Below are 25578 nucleotides of genomic sequence, written 5' to 3'. Positions count from 1 at the left end.
CACTGCGACAATGAGAATACTCCAATTCTGCATCATGGCGGCGACACTGGCAACATCTGCAGTACTGGCAATGTTCACAGCGCTGCCCGCCTCTGCGCAGGACGCCCCGCGAACCACCAACCTCGGCATCAGCGGTCCGTCGATGACTGCCGTGGGAGGCCCCGGCGCCCACTTCCTGAAGTACAACAGCAACCCCAACGCCGGCAGCGCCGTGCGCGACGGACTCATCCCACCCATAGGTCCGCTCATCGACGCGCAGATACGCGATGCCGTAATCTGCGTGGGGCACGACGGCCGCTACTACATGACGGGGTCGTGCGGCGACGATATATGGAAGCAGAACGACGGCGTGGAGCTGTGGGTATCGTCCGACCTGCGCTCGTGGGACTACATGGGACTGGTGTGGTCGTTCGACCGCGACGGCACGTGGCAGCGCGAATGGCGTCATCACCACCGTCCGGTGCGCGCCCTGTGGGCACCCGAGATTCACTATGTAAAGGGCAACTACTTCATCACCCTGAGCATGCCACCCGGCGACAGAGGACTGCTGAAAAGCTCTACCGGCCGCCCCGAGGGCCCGTATGTCAACGCGCTGGCCGACGACGGTAAGTGGGACGGCGACATCGACGCCTCGCTCTTTGAAGATACCGACGGCACCGTCTACGTGATATGGGGCGGCGGATGGATAGCACGCATGAAGGACGACATGAGCGGCATGGCCGAAGAGCCGCGCCAGCCCATACTCCTCAATCCCGATACCGTGGCCTCGCACCACGCCCGCACATGCCCCAAGCGCTGCGGCGCCACCGACATAGGGCACGAAGGCGCATCGCTGTTCAAGCGCAACGGTCTGTACTACCTCACCGCCGCCGACCAGTACGAGGGCCGCTACAGCAGCATGGCCGCCGTTTCGGAAAACATCTACGGTCCCTACCGCATGCGCCACGAGGCAGTGCCGTGCGGCGGTGGCACCGGATATTTCCGCGACCACAGCGGCAACTGGTGGTGCATGTTCTTCGGCAACGACAACCAGGCACCATTCCGCGAGATGCCAGCCATGATACGTGTTGACTTCGCCACTGACGGGCGAATATTCCCAGCCAGACAACAGCCTCATCTCAATGCTGCAGAGCAGGCACGATGGAATGTGATGTGGAAAAAGAAGTGGAGCTCTTTTTAAATGAGATTCATTTCATGAATTAATGGGGCTGTATCAAAATCCGGTTCATTAAAGTAGGAACATGTTCCTGCTTTAACACAGCCTCCTACCCGATGTTTAGTTCCGGTATTGTAGCTTTGATACAATGATGTGGATTGGATAAGGCTCTGAAATTTCGATATCCATCTACTCCCCTCACAAAAAAGTCAAGTTGTTAAAGCATGCCAATAAACCATAAACGTAATACAACTTAAATATATTTTGAAAGTAATTAACTACGCCGACAGTATATGCTCCTGATAAGTTACGTAACTTTGCATTCAACAACAGAACAACTTATTCATCATTTAAACATTATTCATTATGAAAACAAAAGAAACAATGCCCGTGAACGGAAAATTCGAGTTGATAACACTGCCATACGACGCTAACGCACTTGAGCCCATCATCAGTTCGGAAACCATCGGCTATCATCACGGCAAACATCTGCAAACATACGTGAACAATCTGAACGCAGCACTGCCCGGAAGCCGATACGAAGGAATGTCACTCGAAGAAATCGTAAAGACGGCCGACGGTACTGTGTTCAACAATGCCGGCCAGATACTCAACCACAACATGTACTTCACCCAGCTCTGCCCGCCCTGCGATACAGAGTGTGTTCCCGCATGCAAACTGATGAGCGCCATCGACAGTCAGTTCGGCTCGTTTGAAACATTCAAGCAGGAGTTCGTACAGAAAGGGTCCACTCTCTTCGGCTCGGGATGGGTGTGGCTGTCGGCCGACAACTCCAACAAACTCATCATTACACAAGAGCAAAACGCCGGCAACCCGCTGCGTCAGGGGCTGCGTCCGCTGCTCACCTTCGACGTATGGGAGCACGCCTACTACCTCGACTTCCAAAACCGCCGTGCCGACCATCTGGCCGAGATATGGAAAGTAATCGACTGGGAGGTTGTAGACAAAAGATTTGAGCAATAACTGACCCGACAGCATCAACAATGCATTCTGGTTGGAAAACCAGCAATAGCAAATGAAAGATTGGGACCGGAAAATCATGATTACTCCTGCTGATGGAACATCCATGGAGTGCCAAGAGTGCAAATCATAATTCTCCACTCCCAATCTTTCATTTGATAAATTTCAATTCTACTATAATAAAATCGTCAATTATGCCTGTGTTCTCCATAAAAAGCCATACCTTTGTATGGTGATAAGAAATCAGAAAATCTATCAGACAAATCAAACGTAATAGAATGAAAAGCGATCCGAAAAACTGTCTCTATTGTCAGAACAATGAGACACTGAAAAGTCTTATGATTGAAGTGGCGAAATTGAGTGTTTCGCGTGTGTTCATATTCAAGGAGCAGACCTACAGGGGACGTTGCCTCGTGGCATACAACGGACATGTGGACGACTTGAATCTGATGAGCGACGACGAGCGCAACGCTTTCATGGCCGATGTGGCCAATGTGACACGAGCCATGCAGAAGATATTCAATCCCGCAAAAATCAACTATGGAGCCTATTCCGACACTTTGGAGCATCTGCACTTCCACCTCATCCCCAAGTACGAGGACGGTCCCGACTTCGGCGGTGTGTTCCGGATGAACCCCAAGCAGGTGTATCTTACCGACGAGGAATATGCCCAAATGGCAGAAGCGTTGAAGAAAGAACTGTGACAGATTCTTTCCATCAGCAATCAATAAAGCCTTGGGTCCAAATGCACAATCATGATTGCGCATTTGGACCCAAGGCTTTATTGATAAATAAACACTATACTTAATCAGCGCTGTTCTCCGGACGGAGCTGGCGCACGGTCTCTGCAGCACGCCACATTTCCATGTTACGCATGGCCTCGAGTTCCTTGTTGAGCCCTTCGCGATAATCGGCCTTTGAATTGCTGTCGATGGAAATCTGCGCCTCGTTTCCGGTCTTCACGGAGTAATATAGCCACTGCATGACAGGCTTGATGGCGTCGCGGAAACGGGGAGCCCAGTCGAGCGCGCCACGCTGTGCCGTGGTAGAGCAGTTGGCATACATCCAGTCCATACCTTTCTGCGCGAAAAGCGGCATCAGACTCTGTGTAAGTTCCTCAACAGTCTCGTTGAAAGCCTCCGACGGCGAGTGGCCGTTTTCGCGAAGCACCTCATACTGAGCTTCGAGCAATCCCTCGATAGCACCCATCAGCGAACCGCGCTCGCCTGTGAGGTCACTCGTTGCCTCACGCTGGAATGTAGTCTTGAAAAGATAGCCCGCACCGATACCTATACCGAAAGCAATAGTCTTCTCCTCAGCCTTGCCCGACGCATCCTGATAAACGGCATATGAACAGTTAAGTCCGCGACCCTCAAGGAACATTGTGCGGAGCGATGTGCCCGAACCTTTGGGAGCAACGAGAATAACATCTATATCCGACGGAGGTATAACGCCTGTACGGTCACTCCAGTTGATTGCAAAACCATGTGAATAGTATAGAGTCTTGCCAGGTGTAAGATAAGGCTTGATGGATGGCCATGCCTGAATCTGGCCTGCATCCGAGAGCAGCATACAGATTATCGTACCTTTCTCGGCAGCCTCCTCAATAGAGAACAGTGTCTTGCCCGGCACCCATCCGTCGGCCACAGCCTTGTCGTATGTCTTGCCCTGTCGCTGCCCTACAATGACGTTGAATCCATTGTCACGCAGGTTGCAGGCCTGTCCCGGACCCTGGATACCATATCCGATTACAGCGATGGTTTCATTTTTCAACACTTCACGAGCTTTCTCCAATGAAAATTCTTTGTTGGTGACAACTGTTTCTATTACGCCACCGAAATTCATTTCTGCCATATTATATCTGTTTTTTACAGCGGCTACGTCAACTGTTCGCCGCGGGTTATTATTAATCTTGTCACTAAAATGAGCTGCAAAAGTATAAAATTAAAACGAAAACACCAAATTTACTTTCATTTTTCTACAAATTCAATCTTACATCTGCACACTTCGGTTTCTTTTGAGCCGGTATCCTCACACTTTGTTATGCGCACGCAGCACTCATCGTCAGCCGTTTTTTCGCTGTAGAAATTCAGCCTGTCACCGGCATGACTCTCGGCCACATAGGCTATATCGAAACGGTGCAGCCGGTATATCCGGTAGAAGTCGACAGAAAAGAGGTCGAGCACATGCTCTATATACTTAACCGAATTGATGTGTCCATTCACATCCACATCGTTATAATATGTATCTATGGTACGCACAAGTTCAGCGCCGCCACCCATCTTCACACGCGAGCTCTTCTCTATGGGGCATTCACGCTCCGTCTCTATCCATTCGCGGATGGAACCATCACGTATGGCGAATATATCCTGCGGCTGTCTCGTGTCGGTGTCAATCATGGCCCATACACTGCGACCATATCCGAACACACGGCCGTCTTCACCAACCACACTGAAATTACGGTTTGTGAAATATCTCATAGCGCTCTCCACCCATGTCTCCACATAAAACTTGGAATACTGCTCCGGCATCTCCTCCATCTCTATAGCCAGCCGGGACAATACCCATGTCTTGTGTATCGGATTGAGATAGTTCATTCCGAAACCGCGGTCGGTTGAGTGAAAGTCGGCCGCATTGAGCATGTGGTTGCCGAGGTGCCCCATAAATAGCCTGTGCGAGAAATCACAGTGGAACGGCTCTGCCATAAAGAGATATTTTCCTGTCTTATCCATAATAAATGCGGTTTACACTTTACCTGATTTCCTCTTTTCCAAATAGTCGGTAACTTCCTCCTGCGTGCTCCGAGTCACGGCTATACGCCCCGAGCGCGTGTACTGCAGGACACAGCCGAAGTCATCGAGCACCCTGTACAGACTCAGGATTTCTTCCGTGCGTCCGTTTTTCATCACAATCACATATGTGGGATTCACCTCGGTAATTGTAGCCTCATGACGTCGTATTGTGCGCGATATTTCCGGATTTCCCAGCACCACGTCAGTGGCGAGCTTGTACAGTCCAGTCTCTCGGATGAACAGTTCGTCATCGGTATAGAACAGAGCTTTCACCACATCTATCTTCTTCTCTATCTGCCTCGTTATCTTCGTTATCTGGTCTTCGTCGCTCCATGCCGTTATGGTATACTTGTGAATCCCCACAATACTCGATGCCGATACATTCAGACTCTCTATATTTACCTGACGACGTGTAAACACGGCAGTAATCTGGTTGAGAATACCGGCAAGGTTCTCTGAATAAACCAACAATGTATATAGTTTCTTATCTTCCATTCTTTATTGTCCTCTTGCTTTTCTTTCTAAATGTCTATCGCCAGCATCATCTCGTCAATGCTCTTGCCCGGAGGTGTCATAGGCAGCACGTTGTCGTCCTCCTTTATGGCGCATTCGAGGATATAAGGCCCACCGGTGGCCAACATCTTTCCGACAGCCCCGGCAAGGTCAGACCGGTCCGTAACTACAGCATAGGGGATACGGTAGGCCGCCGCTACATGACTATAGTCCGGATTCATCATACGTGTGAACGACTGCCTGTGTCCGAAAAACATGTCCTGCCACTGACGCACGTTGCCAAGATAGTTGTTGTTCATCAGAATCATCTTGACGGGTGCCTGCTGTTCCATGATGGTACCTAACTCCTGAATGCTCATCTGGAAGCCTCCGTCACCCGAGAACATACACACCGTGCGTCCCGGGGCACCGAATGTTGCACCGATGGCTGCGGGAATGCCGAATCCCATAGTGCCCAGGCCTCCGCTCGTAACGATGGAGCGCTTGCGGTTATACTTGAAGTAACGACTTGAGAACATCTGGTTCTGTCCCACATCGGTCACCAACACGGCCTCGCCTCCGGTTGCCTCAGCCACGGCATTGACAACCTCACCCATCAGCAGCGGACCACCGGCAGGATGTATGGCCGGTTCTATAACAGCCTCACGCTCCTGCTCATAAAGCGGCTTGAAACTGTCAGTCCACTCATGATGGTCATTCTTTCTGAGCAGACGGGTTATGGCCGGCAGTGTCACCTTACAGTCGCCAATCACAGCCACATCGGTCTTTATGCACTTGTCTATTTCAGAATGGTCGATGTCGAGGTGTATGACCTTGGCCTGCCGGGCATATGTTGATGTGAGTCCCGTAACACGGTCACTGAAACGCATTCCGATGGCGATGAGCACATCACACTCCTGTTCCTTGATGTTGGGTGCCAAATTGCCGTGCATGCCCAACATACCCATATTGAGCGGATGGTCTGTCGGTAAAGCCGACAAACCGAGCAGCGTACGGGCTGCGGGTATGTCTGCCTTTTCCAAAAACTCCACCAGCTCGTTGTGCGCTCCGCCCAATTCCACTCCCTGTCCAACAAGAGCCAAAGGGCGTTCCGCATTGTTTATCAGATCTGCTGCAGCGGCTATGGCAGTGGCGGACGGTTGGGGATAAGGCACATAGCTGCGTACAAAATCAACATGCTCAGGCTTCCATTCCGTAGTGGTTATCTGAGCGTTCTTCGGGAAGTCGAGTACCACCGGACCAGGCCGGCCCGTGCGGGCTATATAGAAAGCCTTGCTCACCGCCCATGCAATATCTTCCGCACGGCGAATCTGATAGCTCCATTTCGATATAGGCTGCGCCACTCCCACGAGGTCGACCTCCTGAAAGGCATCGGTGCCGAGTGCCGCCGTTCCCACCTGTCCGGCTATCACGACAATGGGTGTAGAATCAAGCATGGCATCGGCCACACCCGTAAGCGTATTGGTGGCGCCCGGACCGCTCGTTACTATGCATACCCCTACCTCACCGCTCACACGTGCATAGCCCTCGGCTGCGTGCGTGGCAGCCTGCTCGTGGCGCATCAGTATGTGATCGAACGTCTTCTTATCGCCCCTCGTATAGTCGTAAAGCGCGTCAAACACAGGCATTATCGAACCGCCGGGGTAACCGAAGATGGTATTCACACCCTCGTTCCTGAGGGCAAGCATAAGTGCTTCTGCTCCTGTAATCATATATTTCTGTTTCTTTTTTGGTTCTTTCAAGGAGTTATTTGGAGTTAACGGGAGTTATCGTTTCGCTGCGCTCCACTCAGGAGTTAAAGACAATAGTCCTATGTCTGTCTACCGAAGCGAAACGTCTGCAGCACACCACCCAAGCCATTGTCTTTAACTCCTGAGTGGAGCGCAGCGAAACGATAACTCCCGTTAACTCATTTAACTCCTAAAAAAACTCCTAACTTTCTTCTCACTCAATCACTCTCACCCCACCCCTGTCGGCCGAGCTTACGCTTCGGGCATATGCCCTCAGCGCTTTCGAAACCACACGGTCACGGGTGAGCGGTTGCTGCGGACGTGCGGCCAGTTCTTCGTCGGTGAGACGCACGTTAATCAAGCGGTTGGGAATGTCTATCTCGATAATGTCGCCATCCTTTATCTTTCCGATGTTTCCACCGGCAGCAGCTTCGGGAGACACGTGGCCTATACTCAGCCCGCTCGTACCACCGGAGAAACGTCCGTCGGTAATCAAGGCACATTCCTTGCCAAGGTGCATGCTCTTTATATAAGAAGTGGGATAGAGCATCTCCTGCATACCCGGCCCGCCCTTCGGACCCTCATAAATGATTACCACACAGTCACCGCTCTTCACTTTTCCACCGAGAATACCGTCACAAGCCGCTTCCTGCGAGTCAAACACCTTTGCCGGACCGCTGAACCGCCATATACTTTCGTCCACGCCGGCCGTCTTCACCACACATCCGTCCTGTGCGATGTTGCCGAAGAGCACAGCCAGCCCGCCGTCTTTAGTATAAGCATGGTCAAGGTCGCGGATACAACCACTGGCGCGGTCAGTGTCGAGCGTGTCCCACTGTGTGTCCTGGCTACCCATCTTCGTAGAGAAGCGTCCTCCGGGAGCACTCCGATATATCCTGTCTGCCTCGACATCCACCGTACTGCCAGTGATGTCATATTTCTCCATGGCCTCGGCCAGTGTCAGTCCGTCCACACGGCATGTGGCTCCGTCGAGAAGTCCGCCCTTGGCGAGTTCGTTCATTATACCGAGTATTCCGCCCGCCCGTCCGCACTCCTGCACGCTGTACTTCTGAGTATTGGGAGCCAACTTGCACAGGCACGGCACACGGCGGCTCAGACTGTCGATGTCCTTCATCGTAAATTCAACACCCGCCTCCTGCGCCACGGCCAGCAGATGGAGCACAGTGTTGGTGCTTCCGCCCATGGCTATGTCGAGAGTCATTGCGTTGAGGAACGCGTTGCGGGTGGCTATCGAGCGCGGCAAGACACTCTCATCGCCGTCCTCGTAATAAGCAAGCGCATTCTTCACCACTTGCCGCGCGGCGGCCTTGAACAGCTCCACGCGATTCTTGTGTGTGGCAAGAACAGTTCCGTTGCCGGGCAACGACAGTCCGATGGCCTCGGTGAGGGAGTTCATAGAATTGGCCGTAAACATGCCCGAGCAACTGCCGCAGCCGGGACAGGCACAGCCCTCTATCTCGGCCATATCCTCATCGCTCACCGACGGGTCGGCCCCTTTTACCATTGCCGTTATCAGGTCGGCATTCTCGCCGCGCCAGCGGCCGGCCTCCATCGGGCCTCCCGAGCAGAACACCGTCGGTATGTTGAGCCGCATCGAGGCCATAAGCATACCCGGCGTAACCTTGTCGCAATTGGATATGCAAATCATGGCGTCAGCCTTGTGGGCATTGACCATATACTCTACCGAATCAGCAATGATATCGCGCGAAGGCAGCGAGTAGAGCATACCGTCGTGTCCCATGGCAATACCGTCGTCAATAGCTATCGTATTGAATTCGGCCGCATAGCACCCCATAGACTCTATCTCCTGCTTGACAATCTGTCCTATCTCGTGCAGATGCGTGTGACCGGGAACAAATTGGGTGAACGAATTGACCACCGCAATGACAGGTTTGCCAAACTGCTCTCGTTTCATACCTGTAGCCACCCACAATGCGCGGGCTCCGGCCATCCGCCGTCCTTCGGTACATACGGCACTTCTTAACTTATGCTTCATATATTGTCTATAATTATTTTCGTGATTAGGTATGTTACGAATTTTATGCAAAGTTAATCGGTTTTTCCGTAACAGCCAATATTTTTCCAACTAACTTGCGGTAATATTTTGAAATCATAAGAAAAACAGGCTCAAAAATTACAAACTGAATCAAATATTGCACTATCAATGACGTTTTGTGCATAAACATCAGCCATTGTCAAGCATCATGAAGCACGGGCGGTGACAGAAAGACATGATGAACACGATACGGTACAACAGAAAAATATCTTCACAATTGTTGCTATATAAAGAAACTTTTAGTATCTTTGCAGAATGAAAGAAGAACGGAAAATCATAGCATACAAGCATTATTTTGCCGATTTTATAAAATCGTTAGGTAGTGCGGAAGCAAAGAAGGTGATATACGTGCTCGACATGCTTAAAACAAAAGAGCGCATAAGCACCAAGTTTGTGAAAGCGATACGCGACGGTCTGTATGAGATAAGAGTGGAATGCGCCGGAAATATATACCGTGTGTTTTTCATTTTCGATAATGGCAACATCATCATTCTGTTCAACGGCTTTCAAAAGAAGACGCAGAAAACACCTGCGAGTGAGATAAACAAAGCAATGAAACTAAAAGAAGAGTATTATGGAACTAAAAGAGATAGACAAAAACCTTTATAGTGTTGACGATTGGATGGATGAAAAGTTCGGCAAAGTGGGCACGCCCGAACGCGAGGAATTTCGCAAGGAGGCTTATGCGTACTGTGTGGGACAGATAATATCTGACGCGAGAAAGCAGGAAAAGGTCACCCAGAGCGAACTGGCAAAAAGGGTTGGCACGAACAAATCGTATATATCGAAGATTGAAAACGGAGTCATCGAGCCGGGCGTAGGGCTCTTCCTGCGCATCATCGACGCACTCGGACTGAAATTCGATATAGTCAAACCTATTATATAATGTAATATCCTATCCCCTCCCATTGGAGGGAGGCCGGGAGGACACTTTGTTATTTATTTTCTTAATTTTCCGCACTTTTTTATTTCCATTCTGGAAAAGCTGTAAGGCCCTCTCTGCTTTCTTTACACGCATTTCTTACATGGTTTTCTTGCCGTAAAGGCCTCCCGACCCTCCCATTACGGCGTTGTTGTCTTCCCGCGGCGGCCTCGTTGCAGAGCCGGGAGGCCCTTACGGCAACCTCGGGATGGCCTCTCTGCTTTTCTTACATGGCGCTATTGCGCGTCATTACGCGTAAGTAACTGATTATCAGTGCCTCCTATTTTGAACGAAAAATGCGCTATTTTGGGCCGTAGGCGGCAAAACGCGATTTTGTGCAGAACGACGAAGTGTTTTGTAAAGATATATCAGTCCCTCCTAACCTCCCCAAAGGGGAAGAACCGACCGCACATGGTAAACCATATTTCACCACGGTACGTCCCTACTTTGGGAACTGCGGCTGCAAATTCTTCATTTGAAAAAGATTCTTCACTCTTCATTCTTCACTCTTCATTTAAGATGATTCTTCATTTAAAATCGTTATTTTTGCATACGGATAAATACACATCAGACAATGGAGCCACGAAAATTCAACGTCAGCGAGTTCGGTTACAGCATCGAACAGACATTCGATACCGACGATACGGGCCGCAACCGCGCCGGCGGAGCATACACGCCCGAGTCGCAGGAACAGTTTTTTGAGGAGCTGGAGCGGGCACTTGCATTCGCCCCAAACCATCGCGCCGTGTACCGGATGATGGGCCGTACATACACTCGTGTTATCGACCTGCACACGGCTTTCACGCGCCTCAACCTCGTGGGAGCGTTTGCCAAGACCGACTATCTGCTGAAGGAGGGCCACGCCGACGCGGCGCTGGCGAAGGCGATAAACGACACCCGCACGCGGTTGCGACGGCAGGGCGAGATGACCGACGGCGAGATGGAGGAGTGGCACCGCCACGACTTCATGCACCTGTGCCTCTTTGTGGCCTATATATATAAGGTGGAGGTGCCGGAGGATTTGCGCCGGCAGTTCCCCACCGGGACGAAACAGCGGCAGAGCCGACGGCTGCTGGGCGAATATATGCGCGTGGTGGTGAACCGCTGGGACGACGAATACATATATGCCGACACTGCCGACGGAGACGGCAGAGAGGTACAGGTGTGCTATACCCACGGCAACACCATATACGACTACGACCGCTCGTATCTGCGCGACCTGATGTACCGCGGCGCACAGCTCAACCTGTTGCGCCCGAGGGCCGACACCGACGGCACCATCTATCCCGAGCTGTTCGTCTTCGAGCCCGACTATCTGGTGGACGTGAGCGCCGTGGCCCACTGCTTCACCCACTATGCCGAGTCGCCCTACGTGCATCTGCTGCGCAAGTTGCAGCCCGCGGCCTGTTCACAGCCCATATTGCTGGGTAACTTTGCCGGTCAGATGCTCGACGAGACGATACAGGACAAGGCGGGCACCGACCGGAACTACAGTGAGAGCGTGCGCACCTTCTTCAACGACAACGCCATGCAGCTCATTTCGGCGGGCGTGGACAAGTCGTTCCATACCGACGCCATGCAACAGAAACAGAACATAGACCATGCCATGCGAGTGCAGCTGCCTGGAGCGGTGAAACGGTATGACGCAGGCAACGGTGTGGTCGAGCCGTCGTTCTTCTCGGAGATGCTCGGTCTGCAAGGACGTATGGACTACATACAGACAGACCATGGAGTGATAATAGAGCAGAAGTCGGGCAAGGGCGCTTTTCCCTACGACAACTTCATCCGTCCGCGACACACGGAAGAGCACTATGTGCAGATATTACTGTACATGCTCATATTCAGATACAACTTCCGCGAGGTGTACGAGAAAAACCGGCGCGAACTGTTCCCTTTCCTTCTATACTCCCGCTACCGTGAGAGTCTGCTCGGAGTGGGCTTCGCTCCCGAACTGGTGTTCAGAGCGATGAAGCTGCGCAACAGAATAGCATGGACGGAGATGATGTACACCAGTGAGGGAGGATTCAGAATTCTGGAAAACATCACCGCCGAGAAGATGAACATGAAGAACGTGAAGGGACGGTTATGGGAAGAATGGCAGAAACCTCAGATAGACATGCTGATTACTCCTATACACGAAGCCGACACACTGGAACGCGACTACTTTTTCCGCTTCATGACGTTTGTTGCCAACGAGCACACTCTGTCAAAACTGGGCAACAAGTCAAAGGAGAACTCGGGATTTGCCGCCAAATGGCACGACTCGCTCGACGACAAACTGCAGGCCGGCAACATATATTGCAGACTGACCCTGATAAGTCCAACTGCCGATACCGAAGGACATGTGTCTATTGTCACCCTGCGCTTTGACGAACCGGAGGCAAACGACATGTCAAACTTCCGCACGGGCGACATCGTGATACTATACCCATACGATGAGGGCAAAGAACCCGACGCCCGAAAGAGCATGGTGTTCAGATGTATCATTGAGGACATCGGCACCGACACGCTCCGGCTCTGCCTGCGTCACAAGCAGGCCGGAGCGAAAGTCTTCGTACGCGACAAAGACAGGCCGTGGGCCGTAGAGCACGACTTTTTCGAGTCATCAATGGATTCACTCTACCGCGGACTGCATGCCTTTCTCCGTGCGCCACACTCGCGACGTGATCTGCTGATGCTACGCCGCGAACCCGAAACAGACACAAGGATTACATTGAAAGGCGACTACGGACAATTCAACGAACTTGCATTGCGGGTGAAGCAGGCACGCGACTTCTTCCTGATCATCGGGCCGCCGGGCACGGGCAAAACATCATTCGGCATGCTCTACACGCTGAAGGAAGAGCTGTTGGAGGAGGCGTCGAATGTAATTGTGCTGTCATATACCAACCGTGCTGTCGACGAAATTTGCAGCAAACTCGCAGCCGACGGAATCGACTTCATACGACTGGGCAGCCGGCTGAACTGCGCCGAGGCATATCGCAGCCACATGCTCGGCACACGGGTGGAAGGATGTGGAAATATAGCGGACGTGAAAGAGATGATAGCGGCGGCACGCGTCTTCGTGGGCACAGCCACGGCACTAAACGGCAACATGGCTCTTTTGGACATGAAACAGTTCTCGCTCGCAATAATAGACGAGGCGTCACAGATACTCGAACCTCATCTCATCGGGCTGCTAAGCGCCAATCACGGCACACCGTCCATACGCAAGTTCGTGATGATAGGCGACCACAAGCAACTGCCGGCCGTGGTGCAGCAGAGTGCCGAGGTGTCAGCGGTGAAGGAGCAAAGCCTGCGCAACATTCTGCTCACCGACTGCCGCCTGTCGCTTTTCGAACGACTGCTGCGACGCTACCACGACCGCGACGACGTGCGGTTCATGCTCAGCCGCCAGGGACGCATGCACCCCGACATTTCACATTTCCCCAACCGCGAGTTCTACGGCGGCCGCCTGTTGCCCGTGCCGCTACCGCACCAAAAGGGGGCCCTGCCGCCAACGGTCGATTCGTCCGACGGCATTGTCCGTCTGCTGCGCACACGGCGTATAGCCTTCATTGCCACAGAAACTCCCGACGATGATAATCTGGACAAAGTCAACACCGTGGAGGCCGAAATGATAGCGGCCACAGTAGTGAAGATTTATGAAATCGAACATGAGGGATTCGACGCCGACACTACCGTAGGCGTGATAGTGCCCTACCGCAACCAGATAGCCACCATACGCAGCTGCATAGCCCGCTACAGCATCAACGCACTGCACGACATCACAATCGACACCGTGGAGCGATTTCAAGGCAGCCAGCGACGGTATATCATCTACGGATTCACCATCCGCCATTATTATCAGCTGCGATTCCTTACCGACACCACTTTCGAAGATGTGGACGGCACCGTAGTCGACCGCAAGCTGAACGTTGCCATGACACGGGCCGAGGAGCATCTCATAATGCTGGGCCACGCCCCGCTACTGGCAAAAAGCCCCGTCTTCTCACGTCTGATGGACTTCATGCGGAAAAAAAACTGTTTCCTCGAGGTGGGAAGAAAAGAGTATGTGGCGGGAAAATTCTGAAGGAAGGCATTTTTACATGCCATTACTTTGCCAGTTCCAACTGGTTCTTTACCAATTCGTAATAATACCCCTTGGCTGCGACCAGTTCATCGTGACAGCCGTTCTCCACTATCCTTCCATGTCTGAGCACAATGATGTTGTCGGCATTCCTGACTGTTGAAAGGCGGTGGGCTATCACCAGCAGCGTACGGCCGGAAAACTCCCCTATGATGTTTTCCGTTATCTTACGTTCGTTCTCGGCATCAAGAGAACTTGTAGCCTCGTCCAAAAACATGTATGCCGGACGCTTGTATATGGCACGAGCAATCATTATCCGCTGTTTTTCACCACCACTTACACCATACCCATCGGCACCGATACGAGTATTCATACCAAGTGGCAGACTGTCTATATATTCGGTGAGACAGGCCATTTCCAGGGCTTTATCCAGCCTTTCCCTATCGTATTCCTCACCCAATATAATATTGTTCTTGATTGTATCGGAGAATATGAAGTTTTCCTGCATAACTATGCCGGAAGCCTTTCTTATGGAATCAGCCTTGTAGACACTGATGTCCTCTCCCCCTACTGTGATTTGTCCCCCGACTGGACTGTAGAATTTCAGCAGTAGTTTCATTAGTGTGGTCTTTCCGCTTCCGCTCTCACCGACAATAGCCGTCATTTTGCCGGCCGGTATCTTCACACTGACGTCATACAGGGCCGCCTTTCCCGTACTGCCTGTATATCTGAACGTGAGATGTTCCATTTCAATATCCATAGGCCGGTCTGAAGGCAGAACGGCCAAATCGTCGGTATCCTCGTTCCTGCAAAGATAGACTTCTTCTGAACGTTCAAGACTTATCTTTGCGTCCTGAAACTGCTGCAAGAAACCTGTGAGTTGTGCCAAAGGTCCGTTTACCAGACCTATTATGGTGGAAATGCTCATCATCATGCCAAGTGTAAGATTTCCGTCAACAACCTCCGCTGCAATCCAATACGTTATAAGTATATTGCGGATTTGCCCTATCATGGCATATCCGGTCTCCTGTATCTGTCCTAAACGCAACACTTTCTTCCCCATCCTATATCTCTCTTCCTGCATCCTTTGCCATTCCTCTATCTTATATTGACTGTATGCATTGATCTTGATGTCGGTTATACCGTTCATCATCTCATACAACTTATTTTGGTTTTTGGCTGCAATTCTGAAATTTTCATAATCCAAAGATTTCCTTTTTTCCCAAAAATGGCTCATCCACAGAGCGCTCAAGGCGGTAAGCGCAAGATAGGCCGCAAGAACAGCCATGCTGTAATATCCGATAACGGTAAGCAACACGAAAGCTGAAACTATGGAAAAAGCAATCTGCATGGTGGAACCGGTGGCAAATCCCTGCAGGCGGGCATGGTCACCGATGCGCTGGTTGTAGTCGCCCACGCTCTTTGTCTCGAAAAATGTCATGGGAAGACGGAGCAACTTGCTGAGATAATCCTGAAGAATATTTATGTTTATCCGTGTAACCATATACAGCGTAACCCAACTGCTGATGATATTCATGGAAAATGAACCAATGAAAATGAATATCTGGGCAATTAGCAACGATGTTATCACAGTCATGTCACGGCGGCCTATACCTATATCGACCATTGCTTGAGTAAGAAACGGGACTACCAATGACAAAAGGATACCTAACGACATGCCGAAAGCAATGACCATCAACTCACGCTTGAATGGCCACACATACTTACGGGCAAACCTTACCAGACTGTGCTTCTCCTTCACCGCTTCCCGCTCAAAAAAATCATCGGCTGGCTCACACGCCACTGCCACACCCTTGCTATCATTCAGCCAATAACCGGAAAACTCTTTTTCACTGAATGTATGCCGGCCGTATGCGGGATTGGCCACGCAATACTTCCACTCCCCGCCAATACGGCTTTTCTTCACATCATACAGCACGACAAAATGGTTTTGCTCCCAATGTAGTATGGCTGGAAGTGGACATTTGTCCCTCAGTTGTTCTATTGTCATTTCAAAAGAAGCCGAACGTATCCCGATTTCTTTCATGGCATTGCGTATACCGGCCACACTGACCCGATACATCCGGTGCAATCTTCCGTGCAAACACATCTTTGTCTTTCACTATACCCGGCAGGTCGCTCATATCGAGCACTGCCGGACGGCTGTTGTTGCGTGTCTCCCAGCAGATATATCTCAGATCGTAATTGACAACAGTCGGTGCCAGTTTGGGATTGTTCATGATGACTGTCTGTGCAAAACTCTCGTCGGGAAAAAGTGTGTCCGTATAATATCGCTCTATGAAACCGCTTTGTCCTATCATATATTCCACACATTCACGTGTCAGACTCCACCATGCCGGTCCTCCATATAACGGCACATCGGGCAACACCCTGTACTCATGTAACTTTTTCTGCTGTTCCAGTTCTTTATGGTATTGACTGTTGTCTTCCGGTTTTACCCTTATGTCATACTTCTCAAGTCTATGGTAAAACACAATCTTGTCATAAGGATTCTTCGATATATCACCATTTTTCTCCCATTTACAGTAATTCAAAAATTCCTACCCCTATTCTTCACGAAGAAACGTTTGAATGTGTCCACGTCTTTTGTCAAAGCATCCGCATCGCTTATCAAGTGCAGATATTCCACATCGCCATACTTCAACGCCTCTTCACACAACCGGAGCGTGGCTCTTACTATGCCATAGCTTGCCCAGCAAACCGGGAAAACCTGTCCCACATAGCATACATTCGGTAGACTCTCCAGCGAGTACCTGTCCTCCTGAGTCAGTACGGATTTCCTGTCCCAGTGTATGAAGATGCGGAAATCATCATCAAACCGCTTTACGAGCTGCCTCACATATTCTATGTTATGATAGGCAATTATAAGGATGGCATGTTTCATATACTATTTCTTTTTCGGTTGTTTGTTCAGCTTGTAAACAGCACGCAGCATGGCATACTGCGGAATGCTGTTCACCCATGTCTCCACACGTCCCTGACCGTTGATGGTATAGTTGATGTTGCTCAGATTGCCCAATATGTCGAAGCCCTCAAGTGCAACGGTGAACCGCCCCTTATCGAAACTCTTTGCCAATCGGGCGTTCCACACCAGCTCGTCGGTGTTCATCGAACGGTTGCTGTAGCCCCGGCGGCTGTACATCGTCAGATCGGTTGAAAACTCTATGCCCCAAGGAAGATTCAACAGAGCATTCATGCCATAGTCAATGTTGGCCGCATTGATGCTTTGAAAACCCTCACGACTGTTACGGACATTGGAATAGCCGACACGGCCTCGCACTCCCACCTTATTCTTTCCGAAACGGTAGTCCATTCTCAGGTTCTCCCGGGCCCACACCTGACGCACAATGCTGCGAGACGGGGCCACAGCGGCATCAAGACTGACAAGGTCAACGTTATGACCATGATCGACCTCGGTGGCGGTGCTCAACGTAACACGCCGCTTACGGTCGACGGGAGTGGTGAAATATACATGCAGCCAAACGTCCCAGTTGCCATCAACATTATCTGGCTGATAGGTGCGTATGCCTGTTGTCTTGTCGTAAACATAACCCATGGCAACGGCATCGTCCACATGTGAGTAGCCGGCGTTGGCAGAAAGCATCCTGCCCGTGCCTTGCAGCCATTTGTCGGCACGATAGCGGAAATCGATGCGGTGACGCAAAGTATTCTTCAGATTCGGATTTCCGAGGTGGATGTTCAGCGGGTCGCTGTCGAACATCATATCGATGAGATTGAACATATCGGGAGTGTTCACCGTCATACTGTAGTCAAGGTGTAGCTCGTGACGGTAGCCTGGAGTATTATAGGACGAGTTGAAACGAGGAGAAGGCAGCCATCGGCCTATGCATCGGCGGTTGTCAATGAGCCCGACAAAGTGCATACGTTTGTCCTCGTAAGTATGGGCGAAAGGCTCCACGCGGATATACAGGCGGCTCTCGTTGCCTTTCCTGTTTTTCCAGCGTTTGTAGTTGAGCATGATGACAAACGAGAGATAGTGTGTAGTGATGTGTTGCTCGGTACGGTAGCTGTTACGTGGGTCGAGAATGCGCATCAGATTGTCGGTTACTGACGGCAACAAATCATCACCCATTCCCAATGAATCCGGCATATTGTAACCATAAAGGGTATTGGTTTTCTTCTCATAACGATGCGACATGCTGTAAAAAGGCCGCAACAACCAATTCTTGGTCCTGATGTAATACTCTGCACTGAAATTATAATTGTACTTATGTCTGTCCATATCCGTATATTGGTCCCGAAAATCATTGTTCCCCGCCGCATAATTCAAGAAATATCTGTCAAACGACTCGAAGCCTGAATTTTCATGGCTCGTGGCTGCTACAATAAAAAGACCATCTTCTGTATGTGGCATTTTTATGGAGCTGTTTATGGTTACTTGGCTTTTCATATAGTTCCCTTTTCCACTAAATATCCTCAACTCCCTGTTCAACAGAGCCATACTGCCGGTGTTGCCGGTAAACAAGCTGTCGTACAACATACTATAGACTGATGGTGACTGCGAAAATGTGCCGCTCAACCGGTTGTAGTCTGACTCGGTTCGCTGATACCGGAAAAAAGGTTTTATCAAAATATAGTTATACCATTTTTCCTTTCCCAAATAAAGTTTCAGACTGTTGTCGGTCAATATTTCTGTTTCCTTGTTATCGGCATTATACCACGATCGATCGTATGTATCACCATCCGGAAGAAAATTCTGTTGTTCTCTCCGACTTTGATAGTCGTTGCCGGTATTTTTTGCCTGTACGAATCCCTCAAAGTCGTATCTTTTCCATTTGTCCGATATATTGTAATCGAAGCCTCCCATTTTGGTTGCCGTAAGACCGCCATTAAGATCCGACGGTGACCACTCTCCGTTTTTGCCGGGCTTGCGCTTGTCATTAAGATTGTTGATATTGGCAAAAAAAGACAGGCGTGAATTTGGAGTGAATCTAAGCGCGAACAGTCTTCCGAGATAGCGGTCTTCTGTTCCTCCTCCCAGTTCAGCATTGGCAAACCACCCTATCTCATATTCGCGTTTTATCTGAACATCCATAACATAACGTCCCTCATCAACTTTCGTACCCAACATTTTGCTTAAATCACTTTCCTCTTCATATACTTTGAGGTTTTTTACCGTATATGCCGGCAGATTCTCAAGCAAGACTTCATTCTTGCCTTTGAAAAAATCCTTGCCGTTGAGCAGAAGATTATCCACAAACCGCCCGTTCACATATATACGTCCGTCGTCTTTCAGTTCCACTCCGGGCAACTGACTTATAAGAGCATCAAGCATTGAGCCTTCGGCCAGTTGGAAGGCATCAGCATTATACACAAGCGTATCTCCCTTATAGAAGAACTTAACTTTGGTCGACTTTACTACGATTCCGCCAAGCGCTATTTCTTTTTCTTTCATGCTAAGCCTGCGCATCACCACATCTCCCAATGACACATTATTCGCCCGACCATAAAAAGATACTGAAACCGGCCGGTATTCCGTCTTATAATCAGGATGAGAAAAACGAACAATAAATTCTTTCTTTGTTCCGCGCAAGCCCTTGACATCAATAAGGAAGAAATTTCCCGTCCAACCGGGTTTATATCCGGTACTCAAGCATGAATCAACCAAAGTACTGTCAAGATCAAGTACCTCCATCTTGATATTTTCCTCAATCATTTTTCTTGTAAACGAATGTACCAAAACGCCTCTTATGGTGGTCGTCCCTTCTTTCTGGGCAAGAGCAGTGGTATTACCAGAAAGTAATATTACTATAGAAATCAGTAATATGTGTATAATACTATATTCTTTCATACTTGTGTTTATCTTATAAAGTCATCCATGACCATGAACAAAAGTTTCCATTTGCATTTCGAGTAATGCGAGTTTGTTGTCCGTATGGAATATGTGAGGACCATACTGATGAACATGAATCCCTTCGGTCTCTGTGCAATACACGTTGCCACCCAAATGAGAACGCCGATCTATCACAAGACAACGTTTGCCACGCTGTAAAGCAATATAAGCAAACACAGCATTGTGCAGTCCTGCGCCAACCAATAGATAGTCATACTCACTTTTCATGGTACATGATATTATTATGTCATAATTTCAACTGCCCGTAGAACAAATATACACCACACTTAATCTTGTATTCATCTATGCAAAAAGTTTCTCCGACAGTACTACAGCACCATCATCTGCAAAATACAATTGACATTGAACAGTAATTAAAGTGCAACAAATACATTCTTATTCATAGGTTATAAATCAGTTACAAATATATTCAAAATAATTGATATAAAAAAATATCATCGGGTGTTTTTAATATATTTAACATTAATTCTATATAAAAGTAAGTAAAAATAATTGATTGTACTATTTTCCACCCTCTAATTGAATATTTATATGCATATATTTTATATCCAACGCACGTTATTTCACCACCATTTTTATCAACAATATACATCAAAAAGAATATTACAACCAATCACTGGTGCTTCGAATTGATCCGTCGTTTTCTGAAAACCATACCATGACCAATGGACAGTCATTGCTGTCACGGCATATACATTCCATTCAGACAACAGACCTGCATTGCTCACAGACCGTTCCATGATGTCGTAACAGGCTGCGAAATCACGGAATACAGTGTCCTTCTGCACTTCCAGATCAACGTTTTTATATATTGCAGTCCGCTAAACTTTCCACGGTCATGTGAACGTCACACCGTTATCTCGCCCGAACCGTAGCAACGATGGTGCCGTTCGTCGTAGACCACACAAAACTGACCCGGCGCCACGCCCTGTATGGGCTGTTCGGCATGCACGATGTAGCTGCCGGGGCCCGTCTGCTCGAGCACGGCGGGATGATATTCGGGCGTGTGGCGTATCTTGAATGTTATGCGCTGCATGTCCACAGGCATGGTGAGAAAGTGGAAGTCGTGGATAGGAAAATCCTGACGGTAGGCCGTGCGCGGCTCGAAGCCGTGGCTCACATACAGTATGTTGCGCTCCACGTCCTTCTTCACGGCATACCACGGGCCACCGCCGAAACCGAGGCCGTGGCGCTGACCGATGGTGTGGAACCATAGTCCGCGGTGGCTGCCTATGCGCTTGCCAGTCTCCAGTTCGAGCACGTCGCCCGGCCGCTCGCCGAGATAGCGGCGCAGATAGTCGTTGTAGTTCACCTTGCCGAGAAAGCAGATGCCCTGCGAATCCTTGCGGCGGGCTGTGACAAGATGCTCACGCAAGGCTATCTCCCTCACCTCGTCCTTTACATAATGTCCTATCGGGAAGAGCGCCTTGCGTAGCTGCCAGTCGTATATCTGCGCGAGAAAGTCGGTCTGGTCTTTCACCGGGTCGGGACTGGTTACGAGCCACTTACGGCCCTCCGCGTCCGTTTCGGTACAAGCATAGTGACCGGTGGCAATGAGGTCGTAGTCGCGGCCCCGCTTCTCGTGAAACGCCCCGAACTTTATCAGTCTGTTGCACATCACGTCGGGATTGGGCGTGAAGCCCGCACGCACCTTGTCCATCGTGTAGCGCGTCACGCGGTCCCAATACTCCTTGTGACAGTCCACCACCTCAAGCCGGCAGCCGTAGCGCGACGCCACTGCCGTAGCCATTTCAAGGTCTTCCTCACTCGTACAGTCCCATTCGGCCTCTTCTTCCGGCCCTATCTTTATATAGAAGCAATCGGGCTTGAGGCCACGACGCGCCAGTTCGTACACCACCACCGAGCTGTCCACTCCTCCCGAGAGCAGCACGGCTATCTTCTTTTCCACAATATTGTCTGTTGTATTCATATCATAAAAACGTCAATCTGTACATACGACTGTATGAAACGGCATGACGAAAAAACGTAGCCGCTTTAAAATCTGCCTTTAATAAAAATCAAAAAGCCTCACGATATTTGTTCTCGTCCTTATCGTCGAGCATGCTCAGGTACGACTGGTAGCGGCTTTCGGCGATATAGTGTTCCTCCAAAGCACGCAGCACGGCACAACCAGGCTCATGGCGGTGGGTGCAGTTGCTGAAACGGCAGTCTTTGGAAAACCGGAATATGTCACGGAAATAGCCCGTCAGTTCCTCCGGCTCTATGTCGAACGTACCGAAGCCCTTTATGCCCGGCGTATCTATGATATATCCATCGGCATGCACATTGCCATCGGTATTACTGTCTTGTGTGGCAGACGGAGAACCGCCGGCACGCGGCAAAGGCAGCATCTCGCTGAAAGTAGTGGTGTGCATGCCCGTGTTGTGAGCGTCGCTGATTTCTGCCGTACGCAGATTTGCACCCGGCAGTATGCTGTTGATAAGCGTCGACTTGCCCACACCGCTGTTACCGCTGAGCACCGTAATCTTGCCGGCAAGCAACTCACGCAGCCCATCGATGCCGCTGCCTGTGGCAGCCGAAACGGCACGACACTCATAGCCAATGTTCTCGTAAAGGGCTATCACCATTTCCTGATACCGACGCTCATCGTCATCGAGTATATCAGTCTTGTTGAACACCATAACCACAGGAACACGATAAGCCTCGGCCGATGCAAGAAAACGGTCGATAAACGTAGTGCTGGTCTGCGGACGGTTGACCGTGACCACAAGCATGGCCTGGTCGACATTGGCAGCAATGATATGACTTTGCTTCGACAGATTGGGCGACTTGCGTATGATATAGTTGCGACGTTCCTCTATAGCAGTGATAAAAGCTGTTCCCTCGTTATTGGGTACAATCTCCACCCTGTCGCCTACGGCCACAGGATTGGTGCTGCGGATGCCTTTCAGGCGAAAGTTGCCTTTTATCTTACAATCCACCTGCCTGCCTTCATCAGTCTTTACCGTATACCAGCTACCGGTGTTTCTTATTACCAAACCTTTCATATCCTGTTTTTTACTTTATCTTCAGGAGTTAAAAGAATTGTACCATTTATATTCAACGTTTATACCTGTATATTTAAGTTCATACCTATGGAAGTAGGCAGACGCCCTGCAAGGGCAACAAGCACATAGCCCGGGGCAGAGCGTAGCGGCACCCCAGGGATTCATACATTGGAATTCCCTGCGTCCTGAAAGGACAAAAGCGTTAATAGCCATACATATTATCTTTGTGCGCTTTTGCCCTTTCAGGGCGTTGAAAATTGTCCGATCTTTGAATCCCGGGGTGCCGCTACGCTCTGCCCCGGGCTATGTGCTTGTTGCCCTTGCAGGGCGTCTGCCTACTTACATAGGTATAAACGTCTGAACAAAACGGTAAAACCCCATTTAATTCCTTAAAACAAAAGCGGATTAAACCGTCATTATCTCCTTGTTCTTTGCGGCAAGCAGATCGTCAACCTTCTTGATATACTTGTCATGAACTTTCTGAAGTTCGTTCTCGGCATCCTTCTCTACATCTTCGGACAGTCCGTCCTTTATCGCCTTCTTCAACTTGTCCTTCAGTTCACCCCGCACATTACGGATCTGCACCTTTATGTTCTCGCCATACTTGTTGCACTGCTTGGCCAGTTCCTTGCGGCGTTCCTCTGTAGGCTGCGGTATTCCCAGACGGATCATTTCACCGTTGTTCTCGGGAGTGATGCCGACATCGCTGTCCATGATAGCCTTCTCGATGCTGCGTATCATCTTCTTGTCCCAAGGACGGATGGCTATCGAGCGGGCATCGGGGGTTGACACTGTTGCCACCTGATTGAGAGGTACCATCGAGCCATAGGACTCCACTTTAACACCGTCAAGAATGGCAACGTTGGCACGGCCTGCACGCACACGCGACAACTGTTCGTCAAGGAACATCACGGCCATCTCCATCTTCTCCTCAGCCGAGGTCAATGTTTCTTTTACGTCTATCATAATATATAAATGTGTATATGTTTGTTTCGTTTTACAAATGTAAGTATTTAATTCCACACGTACAAGTAATTAAGTTTTTTTTTCTAAAAAGCCATAGCACAACAACTGCCCGTCAGGCGCAAGAACGTCGGATCTAATCCCGCGTTTTCTCGCCATGACAGAGTTGGAGCAAGTTTCACTCTTCCCATACAGCTTGACGAACACGCCCCTCTCCATTATGAACACAGCCCAACGAAAATACATCATTATTAACACACAAGGCAATGCCTGTTCCGGGATATTTCCGTATCTTTGCCCAGTCATTCACTAACACAACAACAATTATGAAGAAATTAGCAAAACAACTCACAGACCTTATCGGAAACACACCGCTGCTTGAACTCGGCAAATTCTCGGCACATAACGGAATCGATAAAGCAATAATAGCCAAAGTGGAATACTTCAATCCAGGTGGCAGCGTAAAAGACCGCATAGCCTTGGCGATGATAGAAGATGCCGAACGCTCCGGCTTTCTGAAACCCGGCGCCACCATCATCGAGCCCACAAGCGGAAACACCGGCGTCGGACTGTCACTGGTATCGGCTGTAAAGGGCTATAGGCTTATACTGACCATGCCCGACACGATGAGCATAGAACGCCGCAACCTCGTCAAGGCATACGGAGCCGAAGTGCACCTCACGCCCGGTGCGGAAGGCATGGCCGGGGCCATCAGAGCTGCCGAAGAGCTGCGCGACTCCATTCCCGGTTCCGTGATACTACAGCAATTTGAAAACAAAGCCAACCCGAAGAAACATTATGACACCACCGCCAACGAGATATGGAGTGACACCGACGGCAACATAGACGTCTTTGTGGCCGGTGTGGGCACGGGGGGCACCATATCGGGCGTGGCGCGCCGCTTGAAAGAGCTCAACCCCAACATCAAGATAATAGCCGTCGAACCGTCATCGTCGCCGGTACTCAGCGGCGGCAAAGCCGGCCCCCACAAGATTCAGGGCATCGGTGCGGGCTTCATTCCGGCTATATACGATGCCGATCTGATAGACGAGGTGGTAGACGTGGACAACGACGACGCCATACGCGCCGGCCGCCAACTGGCCATGCAAGAAGGACTGCTCGTTGGAATCTCATCGGGAGCCGCCGCATTTGCCGCCACCGAAATAGCCCGGCGTACGGAATACGAAAACAAGAACATCGTGGTGTTGTTGCCCGACACAGGCGAACGATATCTGTCAACGGTGCTCTATGCCTTCGACGAATATCCGCTCTAACCGGAAGTGGGGATGTCGCATAATTCATGCCCGTTAAGTCGGAATCATACGGCATGTGCTATATTCCCGGCACGCCGGCATTCATATTTTTCTTTACTTTAACATATGTTAAACGACATCCGAATCGCTGTTTTCCGGTTACGGCCCGAAAACAGCGATTTTTTGCGTCAAAAGGGAAGCGCTGACTGTCAGCACTT

At 50.1% G+C, this 25578-nt stretch carries 20 protein-coding genes and 1 pseudogene; 7 read left to right on the top strand and 14 right to left on the bottom strand.

Annotation, left to right across the window (positions count from 1 at the left end):
* Positions 1-10: 10 nt before the first annotated feature.
* The 3 genes from HPS55_RS03830 (at position 11) to HPS55_RS03820 (ending at position 2841) form a co-directional block, all read left to right on the top strand.
* Positions 11-1180, top strand: a complete 1170-nt coding sequence (locus HPS55_RS03830) for a family 43 glycosylhydrolase (protein ID WP_172176401.1) — start codon at positions 11-13, stop codon at positions 1178-1180.
* A gap of 342 nt (positions 1181-1522) precedes the next feature.
* Positions 1523-2140 carry a superoxide dismutase gene (locus HPS55_RS03825; RefSeq protein ID WP_172176403.1) on the top strand — a complete coding sequence of 206 codons (618 nt, stop codon included), beginning with the start codon at positions 1523-1525 and terminating at the stop codon, positions 2138-2140.
* A 275-nt stretch (positions 2141-2415) separates the two neighbouring features.
* Positions 2416-2841 carry an HIT family protein gene (locus HPS55_RS03820; protein WP_172176405.1) on the top strand — a complete coding sequence of 142 codons (426 nt, stop codon included), beginning with the start codon at positions 2416-2418 and terminating at the stop codon, positions 2839-2841.
* Between the two features lie 100 nt (positions 2842-2941).
* Here HPS55_RS03820 and ilvC read toward each other — a convergent pair whose 3' ends face one another.
* The 5 genes from ilvC to ilvD all read right to left on the bottom strand — a co-directional run bounded on the left by ilvC (position 2942) and on the right by ilvD (position 9189).
* Positions 2942-3991: a ketol-acid reductoisomerase gene (gene ilvC, locus HPS55_RS03815; protein ID WP_172176407.1), complete on the bottom strand. Its 1050-nt coding sequence runs from the start codon at positions 3989-3991 to the stop codon at positions 2942-2944.
* 116 nt (positions 3992-4107) lie between these two features.
* On the bottom strand, positions 4108-4869 hold the full coding sequence (locus HPS55_RS03810) for an acyl-[acyl-carrier-protein] thioesterase (protein WP_172176409.1): 762 nt from the start codon (positions 4867-4869) through the stop codon (positions 4108-4110).
* 12 nt (positions 4870-4881) lie between these two features.
* Entirely contained in the window at positions 4882-5424 is a 543-nt protein-coding gene (ilvN, locus tag HPS55_RS03805; protein ID WP_172176411.1) for an acetolactate synthase small subunit, read from the bottom strand.
* Positions 5425-5450: 26 nt separating this feature from the next.
* Positions 5451-7154: a biosynthetic-type acetolactate synthase large subunit gene (ilvB, locus tag HPS55_RS03800; protein WP_172176413.1), complete on the bottom strand. Its 1704-nt coding sequence runs from the start codon at positions 7152-7154 to the stop codon at positions 5451-5453.
* Between the two features lie 232 nt (positions 7155-7386).
* Positions 7387-9189 carry a dihydroxy-acid dehydratase gene (gene ilvD / locus HPS55_RS03795; RefSeq protein WP_172176415.1) on the bottom strand — a complete coding sequence of 601 codons (1803 nt, stop codon included), beginning with the start codon at positions 9187-9189 and terminating at the stop codon, positions 7387-7389.
* A gap of 315 nt (positions 9190-9504) precedes the next feature.
* Here ilvD and HPS55_RS03790 point away from each other — a divergent pair, with 315 nt between their 5' ends.
* Both HPS55_RS03790 and HPS55_RS03785 read left to right on the top strand, forming a co-directional pair.
* Positions 9505-9858, top strand: coding sequence for a type II toxin-antitoxin system RelE/ParE family toxin (locus HPS55_RS03790; protein ID WP_172176416.1), 354 nt, complete (start codon positions 9505-9507; stop codon positions 9856-9858).
* Positions 9824-10135, top strand: coding sequence for a helix-turn-helix domain-containing protein (locus HPS55_RS03785; RefSeq protein ID WP_172176418.1), 312 nt, complete (start codon positions 9824-9826; stop codon positions 10133-10135). Before HPS55_RS03790 ends, HPS55_RS03785 begins: the two co-directional genes overlap by 35 nt.
* A gap of 404 nt (positions 10136-10539) precedes the next feature.
* Here the strand turns inward: HPS55_RS03785 and HPS55_RS14285 are convergent, their stop codons facing one another.
* Positions 10540-10671 (bottom strand): hypothetical protein, encoded by a 132-nt coding sequence (locus tag HPS55_RS14285; protein ID WP_256372658.1) that lies wholly within the window; start codon positions 10669-10671, stop codon positions 10540-10542.
* A 74-nt stretch (positions 10672-10745) separates the two neighbouring features.
* On the opposite strand from HPS55_RS14285, the gene HPS55_RS03780 reads away from it, so the two are divergent.
* Entirely contained in the window at positions 10746-14243 is a 3498-nt protein-coding gene (locus HPS55_RS03780) for an AAA domain-containing protein (protein ID WP_172176420.1), read from the top strand.
* A 22-nt stretch (positions 14244-14265) separates the two neighbouring features.
* On the opposite strand, the gene HPS55_RS03775 is transcribed toward HPS55_RS03780, so the two are convergent.
* The 8 genes and pseudogenes from HPS55_RS03775 to frr form a co-directional block, all read right to left on the bottom strand.
* Positions 14266-16287 carry a peptidase domain-containing ABC transporter gene (locus HPS55_RS03775; protein WP_172176422.1) on the bottom strand — a complete coding sequence of 674 codons (2022 nt, stop codon included), beginning with the start codon at positions 16285-16287 and terminating at the stop codon, positions 14266-14268.
* On the bottom strand, positions 16253-16795 hold the full coding sequence (locus HPS55_RS03770; protein WP_172176424.1) for a beta-1,6-N-acetylglucosaminyltransferase: 543 nt from the start codon (positions 16793-16795) through the stop codon (positions 16253-16255). Before HPS55_RS03770 ends, HPS55_RS03775 begins: the two co-directional genes overlap by 35 nt.
* The gene (locus tag HPS55_RS03765; protein ID WP_172176426.1) at positions 16792-17145 is read right to left on the bottom strand and encodes a beta-1,6-N-acetylglucosaminyltransferase; all 354 of its coding nucleotides are present in this window, start codon (positions 17143-17145) and stop codon (positions 16792-16794) included. Before HPS55_RS03765 ends, HPS55_RS03770 begins: the two co-directional genes overlap by 4 nt.
* 3 nt (positions 17146-17148) lie before the next feature.
* On the bottom strand, positions 17149-20073 hold the full coding sequence (locus HPS55_RS03760) for an outer membrane beta-barrel protein (protein ID WP_172324695.1): 2925 nt from the start codon (positions 20071-20073) through the stop codon (positions 17149-17151).
* A 72-nt stretch (positions 20074-20145) separates the two neighbouring features.
* Positions 20146-20343: pseudogene (locus HPS55_RS03755) on the bottom strand (NAD(P)-binding protein); the annotation flags it as partial.
* Positions 20344-20983: 640 nt separating this feature from the next.
* Positions 20984-22066: a tRNA 2-thiouridine(34) synthase MnmA gene (gene mnmA, locus HPS55_RS03750; RefSeq protein WP_172176432.1), complete on the bottom strand. Its 1083-nt coding sequence runs from the start codon at positions 22064-22066 to the stop codon at positions 20984-20986.
* A gap of 88 nt (positions 22067-22154) precedes the next feature.
* A complete protein-coding gene (rsgA, locus tag HPS55_RS03745; RefSeq protein WP_172176434.1) occupies positions 22155-23144 on the bottom strand; it encodes a ribosome small subunit-dependent GTPase A in 990 nt (329 codons plus the stop codon).
* Positions 23145-23549: 405 nt separating this feature from the next.
* Positions 23550-24110 (bottom strand): ribosome recycling factor, encoded by a 561-nt coding sequence (frr, locus tag HPS55_RS03740; RefSeq protein WP_172176436.1) that lies wholly within the window; start codon positions 24108-24110, stop codon positions 23550-23552.
* 323 nt (positions 24111-24433) lie between these two features.
* On the opposite strand from frr, the gene cysK reads away from it, so the two are divergent.
* The gene (gene cysK, locus HPS55_RS03735) at positions 24434-25381 is read left to right on the top strand and encodes a cysteine synthase A (protein WP_172176438.1); all 948 of its coding nucleotides are present in this window, start codon (positions 24434-24436) and stop codon (positions 25379-25381) included.
* The last annotated feature ends 197 nt before the right edge of the window (positions 25382-25578 follow it).

Origin of the sequence: Xylanibacter rodentium (genome assembly GCF_013166575.1) — a bacterium.
GTDB lineage: Bacteria > Bacteroidota > Bacteroidia > Bacteroidales > Bacteroidaceae > Prevotella > Prevotella rodentium.
This window is presented reverse-complemented; position numbering and strand designations above follow the sequence as displayed.